Source organism: Acidocella aluminiidurans, assembly GCF_055383125.1.
The window spans coordinates 3,019,195-3,038,321 of sequence record NZ_AP031589.1 but is presented as its reverse complement, the minus strand read 5'-3'; the positions used below and the strand labels follow the sequence as shown (position 1 = coordinate 3,038,321).

Below are 19,127 nucleotides of genomic sequence, written 5' to 3'. Positions count from 1 at the left end.
CCTCTGCTGTGCGCCCCGCTTATGCCGCCAGGGCGCGCCGGTTTCAAATCCGGCGCTGGCGGATCTCGATGGTGATGTGCGAAAGCCCCTCAAAGCCCTCCAGCCGGGCGCGGTAGAAATCCTCATCCCGCCCCGCGCCGCTGGCAACCGACAAGATCGCCCCCAGATGCCCCGGCCCCAGCCGCCAGAGATGCAGATCCAGCACCTCGTCCCCGGCACGGTTGACGATGCCGCGAATGGCGCGCTCCATCTTCTGGTCCGGGATCATGTCGAGCAGAATGGCGCCGGTATCGCGCACCAGCCCATAGGACCAGCTGAGGATCACCACTGCCCCCAGCACGCCGACCAGCGGGTCCATCCACACCCAGCCAAAGGCGCGCGCCAGCAGCAGCCCGATAATCACCGCCAGCGAGACGGCGGCATCCGCCGCCACATGCACCAGGGCGGCGCGCATATTATTGTCCCGCCCGGCATGGTGGTGATGATCGTGGTCATGATCATGGCCGTGACCATGGCCATGATGGTGATGATGCCCGCCGGAGAGCAGCCAGGCGCTGGCGATATTCACCATCAGCCCCAGCCCGGCGATCGGCAGGGCCTGCGCGAAATCGATCGGCACCGGAGAAAAAAACCGGCCCACCGCCTCGTAGAAGATCAACAGCGCGATCATCGCCAGGATGATGGCGCTGGTGAAGCCGGCGAGATCGCCGAGCTTGCCGGTGCCAAAGGAAAAGCGCGGATCGCGGGCATGGCGCCTGGCATAGCGATAAGCCAGGGCCGCCAGCAGCAGCGCCCCGGCATGGGTGCTCATATGCAGCCCATCCGCCACCAGCGCCAGCGAGCCGAACAGCCAGCCGCCGACAATCTCTAGCAGCATCATCGCGCCGCACAGCGCGATCACCCACCAGGTGCGGCGTTCGCTATTGGCATGGTCCGCGCCCAGAAACACATGCTCATGCGCCAGGCTGTTGCTCTCGCTCATTTCAGATATGTCCTCACGATTTCCAGAAGCTGCGCCGCCGCGTCGCGGTCCAGCGCGCCGGGATGGGCGGCCGCATCGACCAGGTGGTTCTGCACATGGTCCTCCACCACCACCGCCATCAGCCCGGCGGTGGCGCCGCGCATCGCGGCGATCAGATGCATCACCGTCTCGCAGCCCGCCTCGCTCTCCAGCGCCCGCTCGATCGCCTCGACCTGGCCGCGGATGCGCCGCACCCGCGCCAGCAGGCGCTGCTTGTCTTTCACCGTATGCGTCATCCGGGTGCCATAACATACCCCCCTACCCTATTCAACGCCACGGGTGGCGGGCGGCCTCATCCTTCTCCCCTGCGCGCCGGGCGACAGGCGGCCGGCCAAACCCGCTGCCGCCACCGCGTTGACGGGCGGCGGCGCGCGGGATAACGCAGCCGCAAGGTCCGCGAACGGGCCGTTGACGCCAGAGGCAAAAGAAAAAAGATGCAGAGTTTGCAACCAGGCGACATCGCCTGGGTTTTGATGTGCACGGTGCTGGTCCTGCTGATGACGGTGCCGGGATTGGCGCTGTTTTATGCCGGCATGGTCCGCAAGAAGAACGTGCTGGCCACGATGATGCAATCCTTCATGCTGTGCGCGCTGGTCAGCGTGCTCTGGATGCTGGCCGGCTACTCCCTGGCCTTCGCCCCCGGCAATGGCTGGATCGGCGATGGCTCGCGCCTGTTGCTGGCCGGCCTCGCCAATGGCTGGGACAAGCCCTTCACCATCGCCGCCGGCACGCCCTTCGCGGTGCACACGGGCATTCCTGAGAGCGTCTTCGTGATGTTCCAGATGAGCTTTGCCATCATCACCCCGGCGGTGGTCACCGGCGCCTGCGCCGACCGGATGAAATTTTCAGCCCTGCTGGTGTTTTTCACCTTCTGGTCGCTCTTGGTTTATGCGCCGCTGGCGCATTGGGTGTGGTCGCCGAATGGCTGGCTGGCGCGGCTTGGCCTGGCGGATTTCGCCGGCGGCACGGTGGTGGAGATCAATTGCGGCGTCACCGGGCTGGTTTGCGCGCTGATGCTCGGCAAGCGGCTGGGCTATGGCCAGGAGAACATGGCGCCGTGGAATCTCAGCTACGCGGTCATCGGCGCTTCGCTGCTCTGGGTTGGCTGGATGGGCTTCAATTCCGGCGGCGCGATGGGGGCCAACCCGCGCGCCGGCATGGCCGTGCTGGCCACCCAGATGGCCGCCGCCGGCGCCACCCTGGCCTGGGCCGGGGTGGAATGGGCGCTGCGCGGCAAGCCCTCGGTGCTGGGAGCGATCTCCGGGGCGGTGGCCGGACTGGTCGCGATCACCCCGGCCAGCGGCTATGTGCTGCCCGGCCCGGCCCTGCTGATCGGGCTTGTCGCCGGGGCGGTGTGTTTCTGGACCGCGACCGAGCTGAAACATCAATTCGACTATGATGACAGCCTGGATGCGTTTGGCGTGCACGGCATTGCCGGCATCATCGGCACGCTCGCCACCGGCTGGTTCGCCTTCGGGCCGCTCTCCAACAACGCGGCCATCGGCGGGCTGCACCTGCTGGGCGTGCAGGCGCTTGGCGTCGGCGTGACCATTCTGTACTGCGCCGCGGTCAGCTGGGTGCTGCTGAAACTCACGGATCTGCTGGTCGGGCTGCGCGTCAGCCGCGAGGAAGAGCGCGAGGGGCTGGATGTGGTTCTGCATGGCGAGCAGATCTTCTGACCCAGAACCGCCCCAAAATTCCGCGCCGCCTCAGCCCGAGCGCGTGAACCGAATCACGTTGCCGCGCGGCGGCGCGCGCAGCAGCTCGGAAACCTTGGCCCGCAGTTCCTCCTCCTGGAAGGGCTTGCGGATGATCTGCGCCTCGCCCACCCCATCCAGCGAGGTGAGATCGACATAGCCGGTGACGAACAGCACCTTCAGCCCCGGCCGCAAGGCCTGGCCCTCGCGCGCCAGCTCCACCCCGCTCATCCCCGGCATCGCGAAATCCGCCACCAGCAGATCCACACGCTGCGTCGTCCGCAAAATCGCCAACGCTTCGGCGCCGCTGGCGGCCTCCGTCAGCCGGTAGCCGGCCTCGCCCAGAACCGTACTGGTCACCTCCCGCACCTGTGGATCGTCATCCACCACCAGCACCGTCTGCCCGGCCTGCGGCGCCGGCACCGGGGCATGCGCCGCCGCGTCCGGCCCGGCATCCTGCGCCGTCTGCGTGCGTGGCAGGAATACCGAGATGGTGGTGCCAACCCCAACCCGCGTCTCGATATTCACCCCGCCGCCGGACTGCGCGGCGAAGCCATAAACCTGCGCCAGCCCCAGCCCGGAGCCCTTGCCCACCTCCTTGGTGGTAAAGAACGGCTCGAACGCCTTGGCCAGCACCTCAGGGCTCATGCCGGTGCCGGTATCGCGCACCGAAAGCATCACATAATCCCCCGGCGGCGGCTCCTCCGGGCGCTGGCGCGGGCCGGTGCGGCTGACATTCGCCGTCTCCAGCGTCAGCGTGCCGCCGACCTCCATCGCATCGCGGGCATTGATCGCGAGATTCAGAATAATCAGCTCGATCTGGGTCGGGTCGACCAGCGCGCTCCACAAATCCGGGCGCAGATTCGTCTCGATGCGGATGGAGCCGCCCATCGTGCTTTGCAGCAGCTCGCGCATGCCCTGAACCGTCTCGTTCAGATCCACCGCCTTCGGCTCCAGACGCTGCCGGCGCGAGAAGGCGAGCAGCTGCGCGGTCAGCGAGGCGCCGCGCTCCGCCGCACTGCGCATGGTCTGCAGACGCTGCAGGAATTTATCGTCCCCGGCGGTTTTCAGCCGCCGTTCGGCGAAGCCGATATTGCCGAGAATCACGGTGAGCAGATTGTTGAAATCATGCGCCACGCCGGAGGTAAGCTGGCCCACCGCCTCCAGCCGCTGCATCTGCCGCAGCGTCTCCTCCACCCGCTGGCGCTCCTCGATCTGCGCCGCCAGCTCGGCATTGCGCTCGGCCAAGGCGATACGCGCCTCGCGCTCGGCGGTGACATCCCGCCCGGCGAGATAGACCGCCCCCTCCTCCGCCACAGCCCCCCAGGAAATCCAGCGCCAGCCGCCATTCTGGTGGCTGAATCGGTCCTCCCGGCGCGGCGGTTTGCGGCCATCGCGCAGCTCCTGCAGCACCTCCGCCAGCCCGTCGCGATCCTCCGGATGCAGCAGCAGGCTCAGCAGGCAGCCATCCAGCCGGCCTTCCTGATAGCCAAGCAGGCTCTCCCAGGCCGGGTTGGCGCGGCGGATGCGCCCCCCCAGATCGACCACGGCGAATAATTCGTCGCTGAGCCGCCAAATCCGGTCGCGCTCGGCGGTGCGGATCGCCACCTGGCGTTCCAGCTCCTGCGCCTCGGCGCGCATAATCTCCTGGGCGTGGCGCTCCTCGGTAATGTCGCGCACCACCCCCACCAGCCGCAGGCTGCGGGCCGGATCGGCAAAAGCCTGGCCATGCACCGCCACCCAGCGCAAGGCGCCGCCGGGCAGGGTGATGCGGATATCCTGCTGCACCCGCGCGGCCTTGCCGGATTGCCCCTCCAGCGCCGCGCGCAGCGCCGCGAACAAGGCCGCGCCATCTTCCTCGTGGCAGCGCGCCCGCAGGAAGTCGAGGCTCAGCTCATCCTGCGGGCCGGCGCCGAAAATCCAGCGCGCTGTGTCGTCCCAGCGCAGCGTCTCGCTCTCAGGGGCATATTCCCACAAGCCCAGCTTCGCCGCCTCGGCGGCGAGGCGGGCATTCATCTCGCTGCGCTCCAGCGCCGCCAGCGCGTCCCGGCGCTCGCCGCGCTCGCGCGCCTGGTCCAGCGCCCGGCGCACCGCCGGGGCGACGCGCGAGAGATTGCGCTTCAGCACATAATCCAGCGCCCCCAGCTTCAGCGCATTGGTGGCGAATTCCTCCCCCACCACGCCCGAGACAAAGACGAAAGGCAGATGCGGGCGCAGCTCCTGGGCAATGGCCAGCGCGCTCAACCCGTCGAAATCCGGCAGCGAATAATCCGCCAGCACCACATCATGCGTATCGCGCTTCAGCGCCGCGCGAAAATCCGCCTGGGTGGCGACGCAGGTAATCTCCGCCTCCAGCTCCGCCTTGCGCAGATGCGCCGCCACCAGCTCGGCATCGACCTGGCTATCCTCCAGCAGCAGAACCCGAACCGGCGCCTCAGAGGCCATTGGACCTCGCACCCGGCGGCGGCTCGTTCAAAATCGCCCAGAACATGCCGAGATCCTGGATCGCCTCGAAAAACGCGTTGAAATCCACCGGCTTCACCACGAAGGCATTCACCCCCAGCTCATAGCTGCGCAAAAGGTCGCGCTCCTCACGCGAGGAGGTCAGCATCACCACCGGAATCTGGCGCTGCATCGGGTCGGATTTGACCTTCTCCAGCACCTCCAGCCCATCCACCTTCGGCAGCTTCAGATCCAGCAGCACCACCGCCGGGTCACCCGGCACGCGGTTTTCGTGGGCGCCGCGCGCATAGAGATAATCCAGCGCCTCCGCCCCGTCCCGCGCCACCACGATCTCGTTGGCGAGCTGGCATTTGGCCAGCGCCGCCAGCGTCAGCTCCAGGTCCCTCGGATTGTCCTCGACCAACAAAATAGGTCGTAAATCAGCCACTTATCGTCTTCCTTTTGTCATGCCCGGCCTCGGGTAGCACGAAACTGAAGCGCGCGCCCTTGCCTGGCTCACCGTGCGCCTCGACCGCGCCGCCATGGCGCTCGACAATCCGTTTCACCAGCGCCAGCCCGATGCCGGTGCCCTCAAACTCCTCAATCCGGTGCAGCCGCTGGAACACCCCAAACAGCTTGCCGGCATAGGCCATCTCGAACCCGACGCCATTATCCTCCACCCAGTAGCGGATTTTGCCGCCTTGCGCCGTACCGCCAACTGAAATCCGCGTCATCTCCCGGCCGCGGGTATATTTGATCGCGTTCTGCAGCAGATTCTGCCAGACCTGCCGCAGCATGGTGGCATCGCCCCAGCCATCTGGCAGCGGCTCGATCTGCCACGCCACCTCCCGCCCGGCCAGCTCCGATTGCAGCAACCGCCGCGCCTCCTGCACCAGCTTCGCCATATCGACCCGGGTTTTATGGAGCTGGCTGCGGCCGAGCTGGGAGAAAGCCAGCAGATCATCCACCAGCCGCCCGGCCGAGACCGCCGCCTCCTTGATGGTGCCGATATAATGGCGCGAGCGCTCATCCAGCGAGCGCTCACGGTCGGACAGCAGCTCGGCGAAGCCGACAATATGCCGGAACGGGGCGCGCAGATCATGCGAAATGGAGTAGGAAAACGCCTCCAGCTCGCGGTTGGAGCGCTCCAGCATATCGGTCAGCTCGGCCCGCTCCTCCGCCCGGCGCAGCACCAAAGTCTGGATGGCGTTGCGAAAGGAGATCGCGGTTTCAATCTCGGCCGGGCGCCAAGGGGCGCTGCGCAGCTCCACCCGCTCCTTCCACAGCTCGAAGGATTGGCGCGGATGCAGCCGGCCGGAAACCGGCTCCGCCGCCTTCACCGGATTGCCGCTCCATTCCACGGTGCGCACCAGCTCCGGGCGGAACCAGAACACGTAATCCGCATGCACCTGAGAGGTGGAGATCGCCAGCATGCCGCTGGCCTGGGCGCCGAAGCCCGCCGCCTGCGGCCAGCGCTGGGCCAGGCTGTCGGTCGCGAACTGTTCTTCCCCTGCGGCCTGCAGATCGGCCGCAAAGGCTTTGATCGCCGCCTCATCCGGGGTCTGTCCGGTCATCCAGACCTTGCCCTGGATGATGGTCGCAGCACCCTGCGCGCGCAGCATGGCCAGCAACGCCGCCGCATGCACGGCCAGCCCCGCCTGCAGGCTGGAAGCCTCCGCCAGCCCCGCCAGCAGGCTCTGCTCGACCGCCGAAAGCGCCAGCCGCTCCGCCGCCAGCCCGGCCTGCAACCGGGTCTCGATATGCATCGACAGCACCTGGCCGAGAATATCGCAGGCATTGCGGATCTGCGGATTGACCATGCGCGGCGCCGCGTTATGCGCCGAGATCAACCCCCATAGCGCCCCATTCACCAGGATGGAGACCGACATCGAGGCGCCGGTGCCCATATTGCGCATATATTCCAGATGCACCGGCGAGACGCTGCGCAAGCCGGCCCGGGAGAGGTCCAGCGGCGCCTGGTCCACCGGGCTGTTCACCGGCTCGATCGGGCAGGGGGTATAATCCACCGCCGGGATCAACCGGATGCGGCTGAGCCGGTACAAAGCCCGGGCCTGTTCGGGAATGTCGGAGGCGGGAAAACGCAAACCCTGATAGCTGGGCAGCACGCCGTCATTGGCCTCGGCCAGCACGGTGCCGTCGCCGGTTTCATCGAAACTATAGAGCAGCACGCGGTTGAAGCGGGTCAGCGCGTGGATTTCGCGCACCGCGGCGCGCGCCACCCCGGCCAGATCCGCCGAGGCGCTGAGATCCGCCATGAAGGCGCTGAGCCGGGGATAGAGGCTTTCCAGCGCCTCCTCATCCGGCTGCGGCGGCGGCTCGAATTCCAGCAGCGCGCCTTGCGGGGTGAGATGCCCTTGCAGCTGCCAGCGCCGCCCGGCGACCTCCAGCACTTTCAGGAACACGATATCGCCGCTCTCCAGCCAGGCGCGCAGCGGCGCCTGCAACCCTGAAAGCCCGGCTGGCAGCGGACCAGGCGCCAGCTCAACCCCCAGCATCGCCGCTGCATTGCGGCTCATCTGGCGCAGGGCGAGGGTCTGCGGATCGAAACAGATCAGCGCGCCATGGGGCTGGATGGCCCCGGGGATGCGGATCGGCTCGGCGGCGCAAGCCTCCAGGGCGGCGCGATAAGGCAGCGCGCTCATCCCGCAAACCCGCTTGCCAGTTTGGCCGGCGCCTGCTGCCCCGCATGTTCAATCGGCATAGGCATCTCCCCCATCACCCCAAACTGAACCATCGAGAGGCTTGTAATGCAAGGAGCCTGACCTCGTTTTCATGTTTTGGCAGCGTGCCGCTCAGGCAGGGCTGCGGGAGGCATCATTGATGCTGCATGGTTTCAATCCAAACTGGCTGCAGATCGGCGAATTGTCGCTGGCCTTTCTATTTTCCGCGCTGATCGGCACCGAGCGCGAGATCCGGCAAAAAAGTGCCGGCTTGCGCACCCATGCGCTGGTCGGCGTCGCCGCGGCCTTGTTCATGATCGTCTCCAAGCACGGCTTCGATAATGTGCTGGCGCCCTACAAGGTCGTGCTGGATCCGTCGCGGGTGGCAGCCCAGGTGGTCTCGGGCATCGGCTTTATCGGCGGCGGGGTGATCTTCACCCAGCGCAACGCCGTGCGCGGCCTGACCACGGCGGCCTCGATCTGGTTCACCGCCGCGCTGGGCATGGCCTGTGGCGCCGGGCTGGTGGCGCTGTCCCTGGCAACGCTGGCCGGCTATTTCATCGTCATGCTGGGGCTGCCGCGCCTGGCCCGGCAGCTGCCACGCCATGCCCGCCAGCAGAGCGAGATCAAGCTGCGTTATCAGGATGGGCGGGGGCTGTTGCGGACGGTGCTGGTCACCTGCACCCAGCTGCGCTTTTCCGTGGACCGGGTGGCGTTGGACCGCGAGGAGGAGCGCGCCCCCGGAGAGGTGACACTCGCTTTGCTGGTGCGCGGCAAGCGGCCGCTTTCACATCTGCTGGTGGCGCTTGGCGATATCGAGGGGGTGCGGGAGGTGGCGCGGCTGGAGGAGGAGGCGGGGTTCGAATAGGTCCCGGATATCTAGAGCAATATGTGTTTATTTTGACGCGCTAGCGTCAAAATAAACACATGAAATTGCTCGCTAAAACAAAGTCTAGAGCATCAAGCTAAAAGCTTGATGCTCTAGATAAATATCAGCCCCATCCCGCCCAGCGCGCCAAGCCCCACCACCGCCAGCGGCGGCAGCTTGGCAACCATCAGCAGCAGAAACAGCCCCAGCGCCAGCAGCGCATCGGCCGGGCGCAGCACCGCGCTGGTCCAGACCGGGTAGAGCGAAGCGGCCAGCAGCCCGACCACAGCGGCATTCACCCCGCGCATCGCCGCCTGCGCGCCGGGCCGCCGGCGCAAAGCCGCCCAGAAGGGGAGTGCGGCCAGCAAAATCAGCATCCCCGGCAGGAAGATCCCGATCAGCGCCAAGGCTGCACCGGCCGCCCCCGGCAAGGGGGCCGCCAGCGTGCCGAGATAGGCGGCGAACGTGAAGAGCGGGCCGGGCACCGCCTGCGCCGCGCCATAGCCGGCCAGGAAGGCGCTTGAACTCACCCAGCCCGGCGCCACCACCGCATCGCGCAGCAGCGGCAGCACCACGTGGCCACCGCCAAACACCAGCGCGCCGGCATGGTAGAAGGCCGCCATCACCGCCATCGACGGCACCCAGGCCAGCATCGGCAGCCCCAGCAGCAACAGGAAGAACAGCCCCAGCGCCGCCAGCCCGGCCCGGCGCGACACCGGCATTGGCAGCATCGCCGCCGGCAGAGAGGCCGCACCGCGACAGAGCAACAGCCCGGCGAATGCCCCCAGCGCGATCACCACCAGCTGCATCGCCCCGTTCTGCGCGCTGAGGATCAACAGCCCGCAACCCAGCGCGATGCCGGCGCGCCGGGCATCCGGGCAGAAGGATTTCGCCATGCCCCAGACTGCCTGCGCGACGATCGCCACCGCCACCAGCTTCAACCCATGCAACAGCCCCTGCCCCAGCGCCCCGTCCAGATGCCCGGCCCCGTAAGCGAACGCGACCAGCAGCAGCGCCGAAGGCAGCGTGAACCCAACCCAGGCCGCCAGCGCCCCCAGCTTCCCGGCGCGCAGCAGCCCGATGGCAAAGCCCACCTGGCTGCTCGCCGGGCCGGGCAGGAACTGGCACAGCCCGACCAGCTCGGCATAATCACGCTCCGCCAGCCAGCCGCGCTTGCTCACGAATTCGGTGCGGAAATAGCCGATATGCGCCACCGGCCCGCCAAAGCAGCTGCAGCCCAGCCGCAGGAAAATCCGCAACACCTCCAGCGCGCTGCCCTTGCTCTCCGCCATGGCGCCCCCCTGATCGGCCACGCTCCTAACAGCCCGCACCCGGTTCAGGCCAGCGCGTCATCAAAGCGTCATCCTTCAACCATCGCATGGGCGCGGCAGAACTCCACGAAGGCCCGCACCGCCCCCGGCAGATCGCGCTGGCTGGGATAATAGAGATGCCAGCCGGGAAAAGGCGGCGCGTAATCCTGCAACAACCCGACCAGCCGCCCGGCATCGATATGCGGGCGCAGAAGCTGCTCCGACATGAAGGCGATGCCCACACCCTGCAGCGCCGCCCGCAACGCCACCTCCCGGTGCGAGACGATCAACGGCCCGCCCACCGCCACCGCGAACCAGCGCCCATTCTGCCCGAATTCCCAGTTATAAATCCCCGCCCGGCCGGGCGGGCGGATATTGATGCAGCGATGGCCGAGCAGATCCCCCGGCGTCTGCGGCGCCCCGAACTTGTCCAGATATCCTGGCGAAGCGGCGGCGATCTGGCGCATATCCCCGCACAGCCGCAGCGCCACCATGTCCTGCTCCAGCAGCTCGCCGATGCGGATGCCGACATCGAACCCCGCCTCGACGATGTTGGTGACCGCGTCATCCACGGTGATGTCCAGCACGATGTCCGGATAAGCCGCATGAAACGCCCCCAGCAACGGCTCGATGAAGGCGGCGCAAGGCTGGGCCGGGGTGTGCAGCTTCACCAGCCCGGCCGGCATATCCCGCAGGCTGGCGACATCCTCAAGCGCTGCCTGCATCTCCACCATCGCCGGCTTGAAGCGCGCCAGCAGCCTGGTGCCGGCGGCGGTGAGCGAGAGGCTGCGGGTGGTGCGGTTGAGCAGCCGCACCCCCAGCACCTCCTCCAGCTCGCGGATCATCTGGCTCAGCGTCGGCGCGGCGATGCGCAGCCTTGTGGCGGCGCGGGCGAAATTCTGCTCCTCCACCACCGTCACGAAAGCCCGCAGCCGGGCGAATTCACTGCCGCGCATTATACCTCAAATTCCAAATAGCGTCTTTCAATTCTACCCTATTAACCTAACGGCGCGGGGCGCGATATCACAGCTTCAGAAAACGGAGTGTGAAGCCATGGAGATCGACATCGCCATCATCGGCGGCGGCGCCGCCGGCATCGGCGCGGCGCGGCATCTGGCCGGGCAAGGACGCAAGGTGATGCTGATCGAAGCCGCGCCGCGCCTGGGCGGGCGCGGCTGGACGCTGGATCTGGCCGGGCTGAAGCTGGATATGGGCTGCGCCTGGCTGCATTCGGCCAGCCGCAATGTCTGGACGCGTCTGGCCGAGGCCGCCGGGGTGGAGATCTATCGCCGCCCCGCCGCCTGGCGCCGGCAATATCGCGATCTCGGCTTCACCCCAGCCGAGCAGGATGCAGCGAGCGAAGCCTTCGATGCCTGGTCCCAGCGCCTGCTCGACACCCCGCCGGCGGATGATGTCGCCGCCGGCGCGCTGGAGCCGGGCGGGGAATGGAATGATTATATCCGCACCATCGTCGGCTTCATCAGCGGCGGCCGGCTGGAGGACATATCCGCCGCCGATTACGCCGCCTATGAAGAGGCCTCCACCGACGAGAACTGGCGCATGCAAGGCGGCTATGGCGCGCTGATCAGCTCGCATTTTCCGGCCGGGGTGGATTTGAAACTCTCCACGCCTGTTCAGGAGATTTCCCTCACCGCCGCGGGCGTGGCGCTGACCACGCCGGGCGGCACGCTGCGCGCGCGCGCCGCCATCCTCACCTGTTCCACAACGATGCTGGCGGACGGGCGGATCAAGCTGCCGGCAGCAGCCTCCGCCTGGCGGGAGGCCGCCGCGCAACTGCCGCTCGGCCATGACGAGAAGGTGATTTTCGAGCTGCTGGAGCCAGAGGCGTTCGAGCCGCGCAGCCATCTGCTCGCCGACCCGCGGGATGTGAAAGCGATGAGTTACGGCATCCGGCCTATGGGTTTGCCGACCATCGAATGCTATCTCGGCAATGACAGCGCCGAGATCATCACCCGCGAAGGCCCGGTTGCCGCCTACGCGGCGGCGCTGGACGGGCTGGCGAAACTGCTGGGTGCTGATGTGCGCCGCCAGCTGCGCCCGCTGATCACCACCGACTGGACCCGCACCACCCATATCGGCGGCTCCTACTCCTACGCCCGCCCCGGCCAACGCAACGCCCGCGCGGCGCTGGCGCGGCCATTCGAGAACCGGCTGTTCTTCGCCGGCGAAGCGACACATGCGACGGATTTTTCCACCGCGCACGGCGCATATGAGAGCGGGGTACGGGCGGCGCAGGAGGTGCTGGGGGTGATGGCAAGGGTGGGGTAAGTCATCCCACCGGAACCGTTGGTCAAAGATGACAGTTGGAACGGCTTGAGCCGATCCGGATGACGGGGACTTGATTTCAACCACAAGCTGCGCATAAATCCTTATATTATCGAAAGGTTTCTGCGCAGCCATGCATCGCCACCATCATTTCAGGCCAGAACAAAAGCTGCATGTGGACCCACCCTACATCAGCGCATTTATTAAAACGCTCACCCCCATTGCCCGGGAGGTCAAACGCAAATGGAAAGTTCCCATGGCTGTCCTCATCGCGCAAGGCGCTTTAGAGTCAAACTGGGGCCGGACAGTTAAAGGCAACGCCTATTTCGGCATCAAAGGCAAAAGCCCCAGCGGACTCTCAGTCAAATTCGGTACCCACGAATATGAAGATGGCAAGCTACAATCTGTTATCGGTATATTTCGTGCCTATACGAGTCTCGCTGACGCAGCTGAAGATTATGGCCGATTCCTAGCAACAACGAAACTATATGCCGCCTGCTTCGCGTTTTCGGATCAACCCCTACAGTTCATCGACGCACTAGCGGCGGCCGGCTATGCAACAGACCCTTCATACGCGAAAAAACTAAAAACCATTATCCGTGTTCATCAATTGGCCGCATTGGATGCGACCTACCCGCTACGGAGCCTAAAGATTTGACGTCCCTCCAACGCCTCGCCCTACCTCTCTTCGCCTTCACCGCCATGGCCTCGGCCAGTGCGGCCCAATCATTCCCGACGCTGTCAGAGACTGATCTTTACACAAAAACGGCGCATGATTGTAAGCGCCTGGATTTAACCCTCTGGCATCACCCCGTGCGTCATGTTCTGGAAAAAAACGGAGTGGTTCTAAAAAAACTGGAACTCTGCAATAATGGACGCTTCCCTATTTTCACGGTCCAGCTCAAATACGACCCCGCCTCGCCCGGAACAGACGCATTCTACAACAAACTCGACGCCGAGATTGCAAAAGCTAACGGCTGGTGGTCCTACGCGATGGTGGATGAAAGCTTTAATGAAGCGATCACTGTAATTGTACGCAAAACCCCGCCCTCACACAGTCTTGAGATCGACATGGAGCAATATGGCTCTGGATCTTAGGACCTGACGATTGGCTTGACGTGAGGGACAATGACAAGACCACGCCAGGCTCGAACGACCGCCCCTACTCCCCGTTCGGATCCCCCGCCGCCGTCGCCCAGGCCAGTTCCACCAGCGTCACAATTCTCCGCCCCGCCCCGTCCTGCTGGCAGACGATCAGCCCCTGCTCCTCCATGTAGGTGAGCAGCCGGCGCGCGCGGCCCATGGAGCGGGTGCCGTAGGCGCGGGCGATGGCGGCGTCCGAGGGGCAAGGCGCGCCGTCCTTCGCGGCGCGGGCGATCATCATATAGATGCCCTGCATATCCTCCGGCAGCATTGCGGCGCGGGCGGTCACGTCCTGCCACACCTCCTCCTGCGCCATCTCGGCGGAGATGCCGGCACGGGCGCGCGTGAGCATGCGGCGGAAGGCGCTCATGTCCGGCGCGCCATTGCCCATGCCCTCGATCCGGCAGCGGACCAGAAAATCCTGATACAGCACGCCGACGGTGCGAAACCCCGCCTCCGGGTCGGCGAGGATGGCGGCAAGGATTTTATCCAGCCGGGCGCGGCGGGCGGCGAGCTCCTCGGGGCTGGGCGGCGCGGCCTCTTCCTCGGCGCGCTCCTGCACCGCCGGGGCGGCTTCCATTAGCTGGCTGATCAGGTCGGGCGGCGGCGGGGCCGGGGCGCGGCGCACCGGGCGCGGGGCATCCGGCGGGGGGGCCGCCAGAATCACCGCATGCGCATCCTCCAAAGCTGCCCCCGGCAGCGGGGTCAGGCGCGGGGTGGAGGTGCGCGGGGCGGTGTCCGTCGCGCCGATGCGAATCGAGAGCGGCCGGCGCGACAAAGCCGGGCCGAGCGCCATGAAATGCCCGCGCTCCAGGTCCCGGAAGGCTTCCGCCTGGCGGCGCTCCATGCCCAGCAGATCCGCCGCGCGCGCCATGTCGATATCCAGGAAGGTGCGGCCCATCAGGAAGTTGGAGGCCTCGGCGGCGACATTCTTGGCCAGCTTGGCCAGGCGCTGGGTGGCGATGACGCCGGCCAGCCCACGCTTGCGCCCGCGGCACATCAGATTGGTCATCGCCCCGAGCGAGAGCTTGCGGGCCTCGTCCGAAACCTCGCCCGCCGCCGCCGGGGCAAAAAGCTGGGCCTCGTCCACCACCACCAGCACCGGGTACCAATGGTCGCGCGGCACCTCGAACATGCCGCCGAGAAAGGCGGCGGCGCGGCGCATCTGGTTCTCCGCGTCCAGACCTTCCAGGTTCAGCACGGTGGAGACGCGGTGCATCCGCGCCCGCTCGCCGGCCAGCTGCAGCCCCTGCTCGCTATGCGCCTCGGCATCGATGACGAGATGGCCGAAGGCCTCGGCCAAAGTGACGAAATCGCCTTCCGGGTCGATGATCGCCTGCTGCACCCAGGGCGCGCTCTGCTCCAGCAGCCGGCGCAGCAAATGGGACTTGCCGGACCCGGAATTGCCCTGCACCAGCAGGCGGGTGGCGAGCAGCTCCTCCAGATCCATGGCGGCCGCAACCCCGCCGGGCCCCTGCCCCATCTCAATCGCTACCGTCATATCCCGAGTCCAAAGCCCTGCATCGCCGGGAGGGCTTATCAACCGCGGCGGAGCGCGTCGAGGCTAAGGCAAATCCGTGAGAACAACCTTTTGAAAAATTTTCAAAAGTTTTTTGGTGCCGCTTTTTTTTCAAAAAAGCGGCAAAAACGGCTGGCCGCAGGCAACGCCGTCGTCACCGCACGAACCTTCGTGGGAACTTTTTAAAAAAAGTTCCTACACCCTCAAAAACTTTTATAACCGAAGCTCAGCTGAACCGATTCAGCGCGGCGACGAAGTTACGGCTGAAGGCGCTGGCATTATGGGTGCGGATATGGTCCAGCAGCGCCTCGTGCCGCTCCTGGCGCTCCTCCAGGCTCATGCTCATCGCCCGATCCATCGCCGCCGCCATCGCGTCGATATCATACGGGTTGACCAGCAGCGCCTCGGGCAGCAGCGAGGCCGCCCCGGCGAAGCGCGAGAGGATCAGCACACCCGGGTCCGCCCCGTCCTGTGCGGCGATATATTCCATCGCCACCAGATTCATGCCGTCCCGCAAAGGTGTGACCAGCCCGATATGCGAGATCCGGAACATCCCCGCCAACAGGCCGCGCCCGGCCGCGCGGGTCATGTAGCGCAGCGGCACCCAGTCGAAATCCGAGAACGCGCCATTGATGGCGCCGGCCTTGTAGGCCAGCTCATCGCGCAGCGATTTATATTTCTCCACCTCCTCGCGCGAGGGGGCGGCGACCTGCAGGAAGCTGATCCTGCGCCGATGCTCGGGATAGCTGCCGAGGAAGCGCCGATAGGCGTCGAAGCGCGCCGGCAGGCCCTTGGTGTAGTCCAGCCGGTCGGCGCTGATCATCAGCGTGCGCCCGTTCAGGCTTTCCACCACGCGCTTGGCCTCCACCCGGCGGATCGCGCGCCCGGCGAGGCGCGAGAAGCCCTCCACATCGATGCCGATCGGCGTGACCACGACGCGGATGCGCCGCCCCTCATGCAGCACATCATCGCCCTGCACCTGGTAACCATGCGCCGCCATCGCCTCGAGAAACCGCGCCCGGTCAGGGGGCGTATGAAAGCCGATCACGTCATGCGCCAGCATGCCGCTGAGCAATTCCTCCGCACAGGGCAGCAGCTCCAATATCGCCGGCGCCGGGAAGGGGATATGCAGGAAGAAGCCGATGCGGTTGCGCACCCCGCGCCGGCGCAGATCCGCCGCCACGCCGAGCAGCTGATAGTCGTGGATCCAGATCAGATCGTCCGGCCGCAGCAGCGCCATCAAGGCTTCCGCGAACTGCTCATTCACCTCGCGATAGGCCTTGTACTCGGCGGAATCGAAGGTGACGAAGCTCGGCATCATGTGAAAAAGCGGCCAGAGCGTGGCGTTGGAAAAGCCGAGATAGAAGGCGCGATGATCCGCCTCCGCCAGATCGATGGTGGCGTAGGTCACCCCCTCGGCCTCGGCGCGGGTTACATCATGGGAGCGCGTGTCTATGCATTTGCCCGACCAGCCGAACCAGACCGAGCCCGGCACCAGCGCATCGGCCAGCCCCACCGCCAGGCCGCCGGCGCGCGGGGCGGCGCCGTCCGAGACATCCGGGACGCGATTGGAGACGATTACGAGGCGCGCCATAGCCCCTCCTCCCAGCCGCGCGAGAGACGCATCGCGCTGAGGATCAAGCCCACATGGGAATAGGTTTGCGGAAAATTGCCCCAGAGCCGGCTGGGCGTGCCATCCTGCGCCGGGGCGACATCCTCGGCCAGCAGCCCGACATGGTTGCGCGCCGCCAGAATCCGCTCGAACAGCTCCAACGCCTTAGCCCGCCGCCCGGCCAGCGCCAGAGCGCTGACATGCCAGAAGCTGCAGAGCAGAAAGGCGGTTTCCGGCAGGCCGAAATCATCCGGGTCGTCATAGCGCATCACGAAACCGCCATGCATCAGCCGGCGCTCAACCATATCCAGCGTCGCCGCGAATTCCGGGGATTTCGCGTCGATGAAGCCGATATCGGGCAGCACCAGCACCGAGGCGTCCGCCACCTCCTGGTCCAGCGCGCCGGAGATCCAGCCCTCCTTGGTCACCACCCGGCGCATGATCTCGGCACGCAGGCTCTGCGCGCGCAGCGTCCATTGCACCGCCTCCGCCTCCAGCCCCAAGGTCGAGGCGATCATCGCCAGGCGCGAGAGTGCCGCCCAGCACATCGCGGCGGAGAAGCTGTGCACGCGGGCCATGCCGCGAAATTCCCACGGCCCGGCATCCGCCTCCAGCGCCACGCGCTCGGCGATGTCGCCCAGCTCGCAAAGCTGGCGGTAGAGCGCCTCATCGCCGCGCACCCGCAGCCGGCGGTCGAAGAAGAGCTGGGCGAGGCTCATGATGATCGAGCCATAGGCATCGTTCTGGCGCTGCCCGGCGGCGCCATTGCCGACCCGCACCGGCAGATTGCCCTCGCCATAGCCGCTCAGCGCCTCAGCGACATATTCATCCAGCTTCATTCCCGGCGCGATGGGAAAGAGCGGCGGCAGCTCACGCGGGCCGGCACTGGTGACGGTATCCAGCACAAAGCCGAGATAGGTCTCCATCGTGCGCGTCGCCGAGAGCTGGTTGAGGGCGGCGATGGTGAACATCGAATCACGCAGCCAGCAGAAGCGGTAATCCCAGTTGCGCCCGGAGCCCTGCGCCTCGGGCAGCGAGGTGGTGAGGGCGGCGACGATGCCGCCAGTATCGTCATAGGAGCAGAGCTTCAGCGTGATCGCGGCGCGGATCACCGCCTCCTGCCAGTCGAACGGCACGTTCAGGCTGGCCACCCATTCCTCCCAATAGGCACGGGTTTCGGCCAGGAAATGCGTGGCCAACTGCTCCGGCGCCTGGTTCAGCGGCTCATCCACGCTCAGCACCAGCGTGCCCGGCCGGCCCAGCGTGAGGGGCTGCTCATGCACGATATGCGAGATCGGCAGATCCGTGGTCACCCGCAGGGCGAATTCCGGGCCGACAAACCGCAGATGATTGCTGCCAATCCCCGGCTTGGGATGCTCCGCGCCATAGGCGAAGCCCGGCTTGATGCGCAGCTTCACCCGCGGCCGCCCGGAGAGCGGCTCCAGCCGGCGCATGAGCATGTAGGGATGGAAAACCCGCCCATAAAGCCGAAAGCGCGGGCAGAAATCCAGCACCCGCAGCGCATTGCCCTGATCGTCGCGCAGGATCGTCTCCAGAATCGCGGTATTGGGCAGATAAGTCTGCGTCGCCTCAACCTGGCCGACCAGCTCGACATGCATTTCCCCTTGCTCGGCGGGGCCGCCGAGCAGGGCGTGAAAGACCGGGTCGCCATCCAGCCGCGGCCAGCAGCACCAGACATGCCGGCCCTCGCGGTCCACCAGCGAGGCGATGGCGCCATTGCCGATGACGGCGAGGTCAAGATTGGAGCGTAGCGACATCCATCCTCCCTTTTTCCAGGCTGGCGGCCAGCCAGGCGCGCACCGCCTCGACCTTGCCGCCGAAATCGCGGGCGACATGCAACCCCCGCCCGCCCATCTCGCGGGCGCGGGCGATGGCCGGCTCGTCCGTCACATCATCGCCGATGAACACCGGCCGGCGCCCCGCATAAGGCGGCAGCGCCATGAAGCGCTCCAGCGCCGCGCCCTTATCCGTGCCGCGTTGGCGGATTTCCAGGGCGGCGTGCGCCGGCATCAGCACCAGCCCGGGATGCGGCGCGGCCAGCGCCTGGCCCAGGCTGGTCAGCGCCTCCTGCGCCTGCGGGGCGGCGCGCCAATGCAGCACCAGCCCGAAGCGTTTTTCCTCCAGCAGCGTGCCGGGATGGCGCCCCACCGCCTCGGCCAGCGGCGCGCGCAGCGCCTGCAAGGCGGGGTCCGGCCGCGCCTCGGCGATGATCGCCCCATCCCCGGCGCGCAGCACGGCGCCATGCTCCGCCCCGGCGGCGAAGCCTTCCCCGAGCAGCTGGTCGATATCCGCCAGACGGCGGCCGGAGAGCAAAGCCAGCGCCCCATCCAGCCAGCCCGCCAGCCCGCGCAGCAGCGGCGGCAGCGCGGGCGGCACCTCCACACCCAACGGATCCACGGAGAAGTTGAGAAGCGTTCCGTCAATATCGAGGAACAGGGCGCAATCCTGTGCCAATTCGGGCGGAGAGTTCTGGTGGCGCATGCGACCGATATGGCCACGGAAATGCTGCCATATCCTAACCAAGACA

At 66.5% G+C, this 19,127-nt stretch carries 16 protein-coding genes; 5 read left to right on the top strand and 11 right to left on the bottom strand.

The features are described 5' to 3' along the window. Positions 1-43 precede the first annotated feature (43 nt). Together dmeF and ACZ46S_RS14940 are read right to left on the bottom strand one after the other, a co-directional pair. Entirely contained in the window at positions 44-982 is a 939-nt protein-coding gene (gene dmeF, locus ACZ46S_RS14945; protein ID WP_464062389.1) for a CDF family Co(II)/Ni(II) efflux transporter DmeF, read from the bottom strand. After that, complete coding sequence (locus tag ACZ46S_RS14940) at positions 979-1,257, bottom strand: metal/formaldehyde-sensitive transcriptional repressor (RefSeq protein WP_464062388.1); 279 nt, start codon at positions 1,255-1,257, stop codon at positions 979-981. Before ACZ46S_RS14940 ends, dmeF begins: the two co-directional genes overlap by 4 nt. A gap of 198 nt (positions 1,258-1,455) precedes the next feature. Here ACZ46S_RS14940 and ACZ46S_RS14935 point away from each other — a divergent pair, with 198 nt between their 5' ends. After that, the gene (locus tag ACZ46S_RS14935; RefSeq protein ID WP_464062387.1) at positions 1,456-2,700 is read left to right on the top strand and encodes an ammonium transporter; all 1,245 of its coding nucleotides are present in this window, start codon (positions 1,456-1,458) and stop codon (positions 2,698-2,700) included. Between the two features lie 30 nt (positions 2,701-2,730). Here ACZ46S_RS14935 and ACZ46S_RS14930 read toward each other — a convergent pair whose 3' ends face one another. The 3 genes from ACZ46S_RS14930 to ACZ46S_RS14920 are packed head-to-tail and all read right to left on the bottom strand — an operon-like array spanning position 2,731 to position 7,823. After that, positions 2,731-5,163, bottom strand: a complete 2,433-nt coding sequence (locus tag ACZ46S_RS14930) for a hybrid sensor histidine kinase/response regulator (RefSeq protein WP_464062386.1) — start codon at positions 5,161-5,163, stop codon at positions 2,731-2,733. Further along, positions 5,153-5,608, bottom strand: coding sequence for a response regulator (locus ACZ46S_RS14925; RefSeq protein ID WP_295745259.1), 456 nt, complete (start codon positions 5,606-5,608; stop codon positions 5,153-5,155). Before ACZ46S_RS14925 ends, ACZ46S_RS14930 begins: the two co-directional genes overlap by 11 nt. Further along, on the bottom strand, positions 5,601-7,823 hold the full coding sequence (locus ACZ46S_RS14920; protein ID WP_464062385.1) for an ATP-binding protein: 2,223 nt from the start codon (positions 7,821-7,823) through the stop codon (positions 5,601-5,603). Before ACZ46S_RS14920 ends, ACZ46S_RS14925 begins: the two co-directional genes overlap by 8 nt. 178 nt (positions 7,824-8,001) lie before the next feature. Between ACZ46S_RS14920 and ACZ46S_RS14915 the strand changes: the two genes are divergently transcribed. Further along, entirely contained in the window at positions 8,002-8,709 is a 708-nt protein-coding gene (locus ACZ46S_RS14915) for an MgtC/SapB family protein (RefSeq protein ID WP_464062384.1), read from the top strand. A gap of 113 nt (positions 8,710-8,822) precedes the next feature. Here the strand turns inward: ACZ46S_RS14915 and chrA are convergent, their stop codons facing one another. Both chrA and ACZ46S_RS14905 read right to left on the bottom strand, forming a co-directional pair. Then, entirely contained in the window at positions 8,823-10,022 is a 1,200-nt protein-coding gene (chrA, locus tag ACZ46S_RS14910; RefSeq protein WP_464062383.1) for a chromate efflux transporter, read from the bottom strand. A 47-nt stretch (positions 10,023-10,069) separates the two neighbouring features. Next, positions 10,070-10,975 (bottom strand): LysR family transcriptional regulator, encoded by a 906-nt coding sequence (locus ACZ46S_RS14905; protein ID WP_464062382.1) that lies wholly within the window; start codon positions 10,973-10,975, stop codon positions 10,070-10,072. 97 nt (positions 10,976-11,072) lie between these two features. Here ACZ46S_RS14905 and ACZ46S_RS14900 point away from each other — a divergent pair, with 97 nt between their 5' ends. From ACZ46S_RS14900 to ACZ46S_RS14890, 3 genes are all read left to right on the top strand, one after another. After that, a complete protein-coding gene (locus ACZ46S_RS14900) occupies positions 11,073-12,308 on the top strand; it encodes a flavin monoamine oxidase family protein (RefSeq protein ID WP_464062381.1) in 1,236 nt (411 codons plus the stop codon). A 130-nt stretch (positions 12,309-12,438) separates the two neighbouring features. Continuing rightward, the gene (locus ACZ46S_RS14895; protein ID WP_464062380.1) at positions 12,439-12,963 is read left to right on the top strand and encodes a glycoside hydrolase family 73 protein; all 525 of its coding nucleotides are present in this window, start codon (positions 12,439-12,441) and stop codon (positions 12,961-12,963) included. Continuing rightward, positions 12,960-13,403: a hypothetical protein gene (locus tag ACZ46S_RS14890; RefSeq protein WP_464062379.1), complete on the top strand. Its 444-nt coding sequence runs from the start codon at positions 12,960-12,962 to the stop codon at positions 13,401-13,403. Before ACZ46S_RS14895 ends, ACZ46S_RS14890 begins: the two co-directional genes overlap by 4 nt. A gap of 64 nt (positions 13,404-13,467) precedes the next feature. Here the strand turns inward: ACZ46S_RS14890 and ACZ46S_RS14885 are convergent, their stop codons facing one another. From ACZ46S_RS14885 to otsB, 4 genes are all read right to left on the bottom strand, one after another. Next, positions 13,468-14,949 (bottom strand): helicase HerA domain-containing protein, encoded by a 1,482-nt coding sequence (locus ACZ46S_RS14885; protein WP_464062378.1) that lies wholly within the window; start codon positions 14,947-14,949, stop codon positions 13,468-13,470. Positions 14,950-15,193: 244 nt separating this feature from the next. Further along, entirely contained in the window at positions 15,194-16,561 is a 1,368-nt protein-coding gene (locus ACZ46S_RS14880) for an alpha,alpha-trehalose-phosphate synthase (UDP-forming) (RefSeq protein ID WP_464062377.1), read from the bottom strand. Continuing rightward, positions 16,546-18,357, bottom strand: coding sequence for a glycoside hydrolase family 15 protein (locus ACZ46S_RS14875; protein ID WP_464062376.1), 1,812 nt, complete (start codon positions 18,355-18,357; stop codon positions 16,546-16,548). Before ACZ46S_RS14875 ends, ACZ46S_RS14880 begins: the two co-directional genes overlap by 16 nt. Next, a complete protein-coding gene (gene otsB, locus ACZ46S_RS14870) occupies positions 18,335-19,081 on the bottom strand; it encodes a trehalose-phosphatase (RefSeq protein ID WP_295741662.1) in 747 nt (248 codons plus the stop codon). Before otsB ends, ACZ46S_RS14875 begins: the two co-directional genes overlap by 23 nt. Positions 19,082-19,127: the final 46 nt, after the last annotated feature.

Bases quoted from the DNA above. Each gene is read 5' to 3' on its own strand.
- ACZ46S_RS14930 (WP_464062386.1), bottom strand. From the start codon at position 5,163: ATGGCCTCTGAGGCGCCGGTTCGGGTTCTGCTGCTGGAGGATAGCCAG.
- ACZ46S_RS14900 (WP_464062381.1), top strand. From the start codon at position 11,073: ATGGAGATCGACATCGCCATCATCGGCGGCGGCGCCGCCGGCATCGGC.
- ACZ46S_RS14875 (WP_464062376.1), bottom strand. From the start codon at position 18,357: ATGTCGCTACGCTCCAATCTTGACCTCGCCGTCATCGGCAATGGCGCC.
- ACZ46S_RS14935 (WP_464062387.1), top strand. From the start codon at position 1,456: ATGCAGAGTTTGCAACCAGGCGACATCGCCTGGGTTTTGATGTGCACG.
- ACZ46S_RS14880 (WP_464062377.1), bottom strand. From the start codon at position 16,561: ATGGCGCGCCTCGTAATCGTCTCCAATCGCGTCCCGGATGTCTCGGAC.
- ACZ46S_RS14905 (WP_464062382.1), bottom strand. From the start codon at position 10,975: ATGCGCGGCAGTGAATTCGCCCGGCTGCGGGCTTTCGTGACGGTGGTG.
- ACZ46S_RS14940 (WP_464062388.1), bottom strand. From the start codon at position 1,257: ATGACGCATACGGTGAAAGACAAGCAGCGCCTGCTGGCGCGGGTGCGG.
- ACZ46S_RS14895 (WP_464062380.1), top strand. From the start codon at position 12,439: ATGCATCGCCACCATCATTTCAGGCCAGAACAAAAGCTGCATGTGGAC.
- ACZ46S_RS14885 (WP_464062378.1), bottom strand. From the start codon at position 14,949: ATGACGGTAGCGATTGAGATGGGGCAGGGGCCCGGCGGGGTTGCGGCC.
- otsB (WP_295741662.1), bottom strand. From the start codon at position 19,081: ATGCGCCACCAGAACTCTCCGCCCGAATTGGCACAGGATTGCGCCCTG.
- dmeF (WP_464062389.1), bottom strand. From the start codon at position 982: ATGAGCGAGAGCAACAGCCTGGCGCATGAGCATGTGTTTCTGGGCGCG.
- ACZ46S_RS14920 (WP_464062385.1), bottom strand. From the start codon at position 7,823: ATGAGCGCGCTGCCTTATCGCGCCGCCCTGGAGGCTTGCGCCGCCGAG.
- ACZ46S_RS14915 (WP_464062384.1), top strand. From the start codon at position 8,002: ATGCTGCATGGTTTCAATCCAAACTGGCTGCAGATCGGCGAATTGTCG.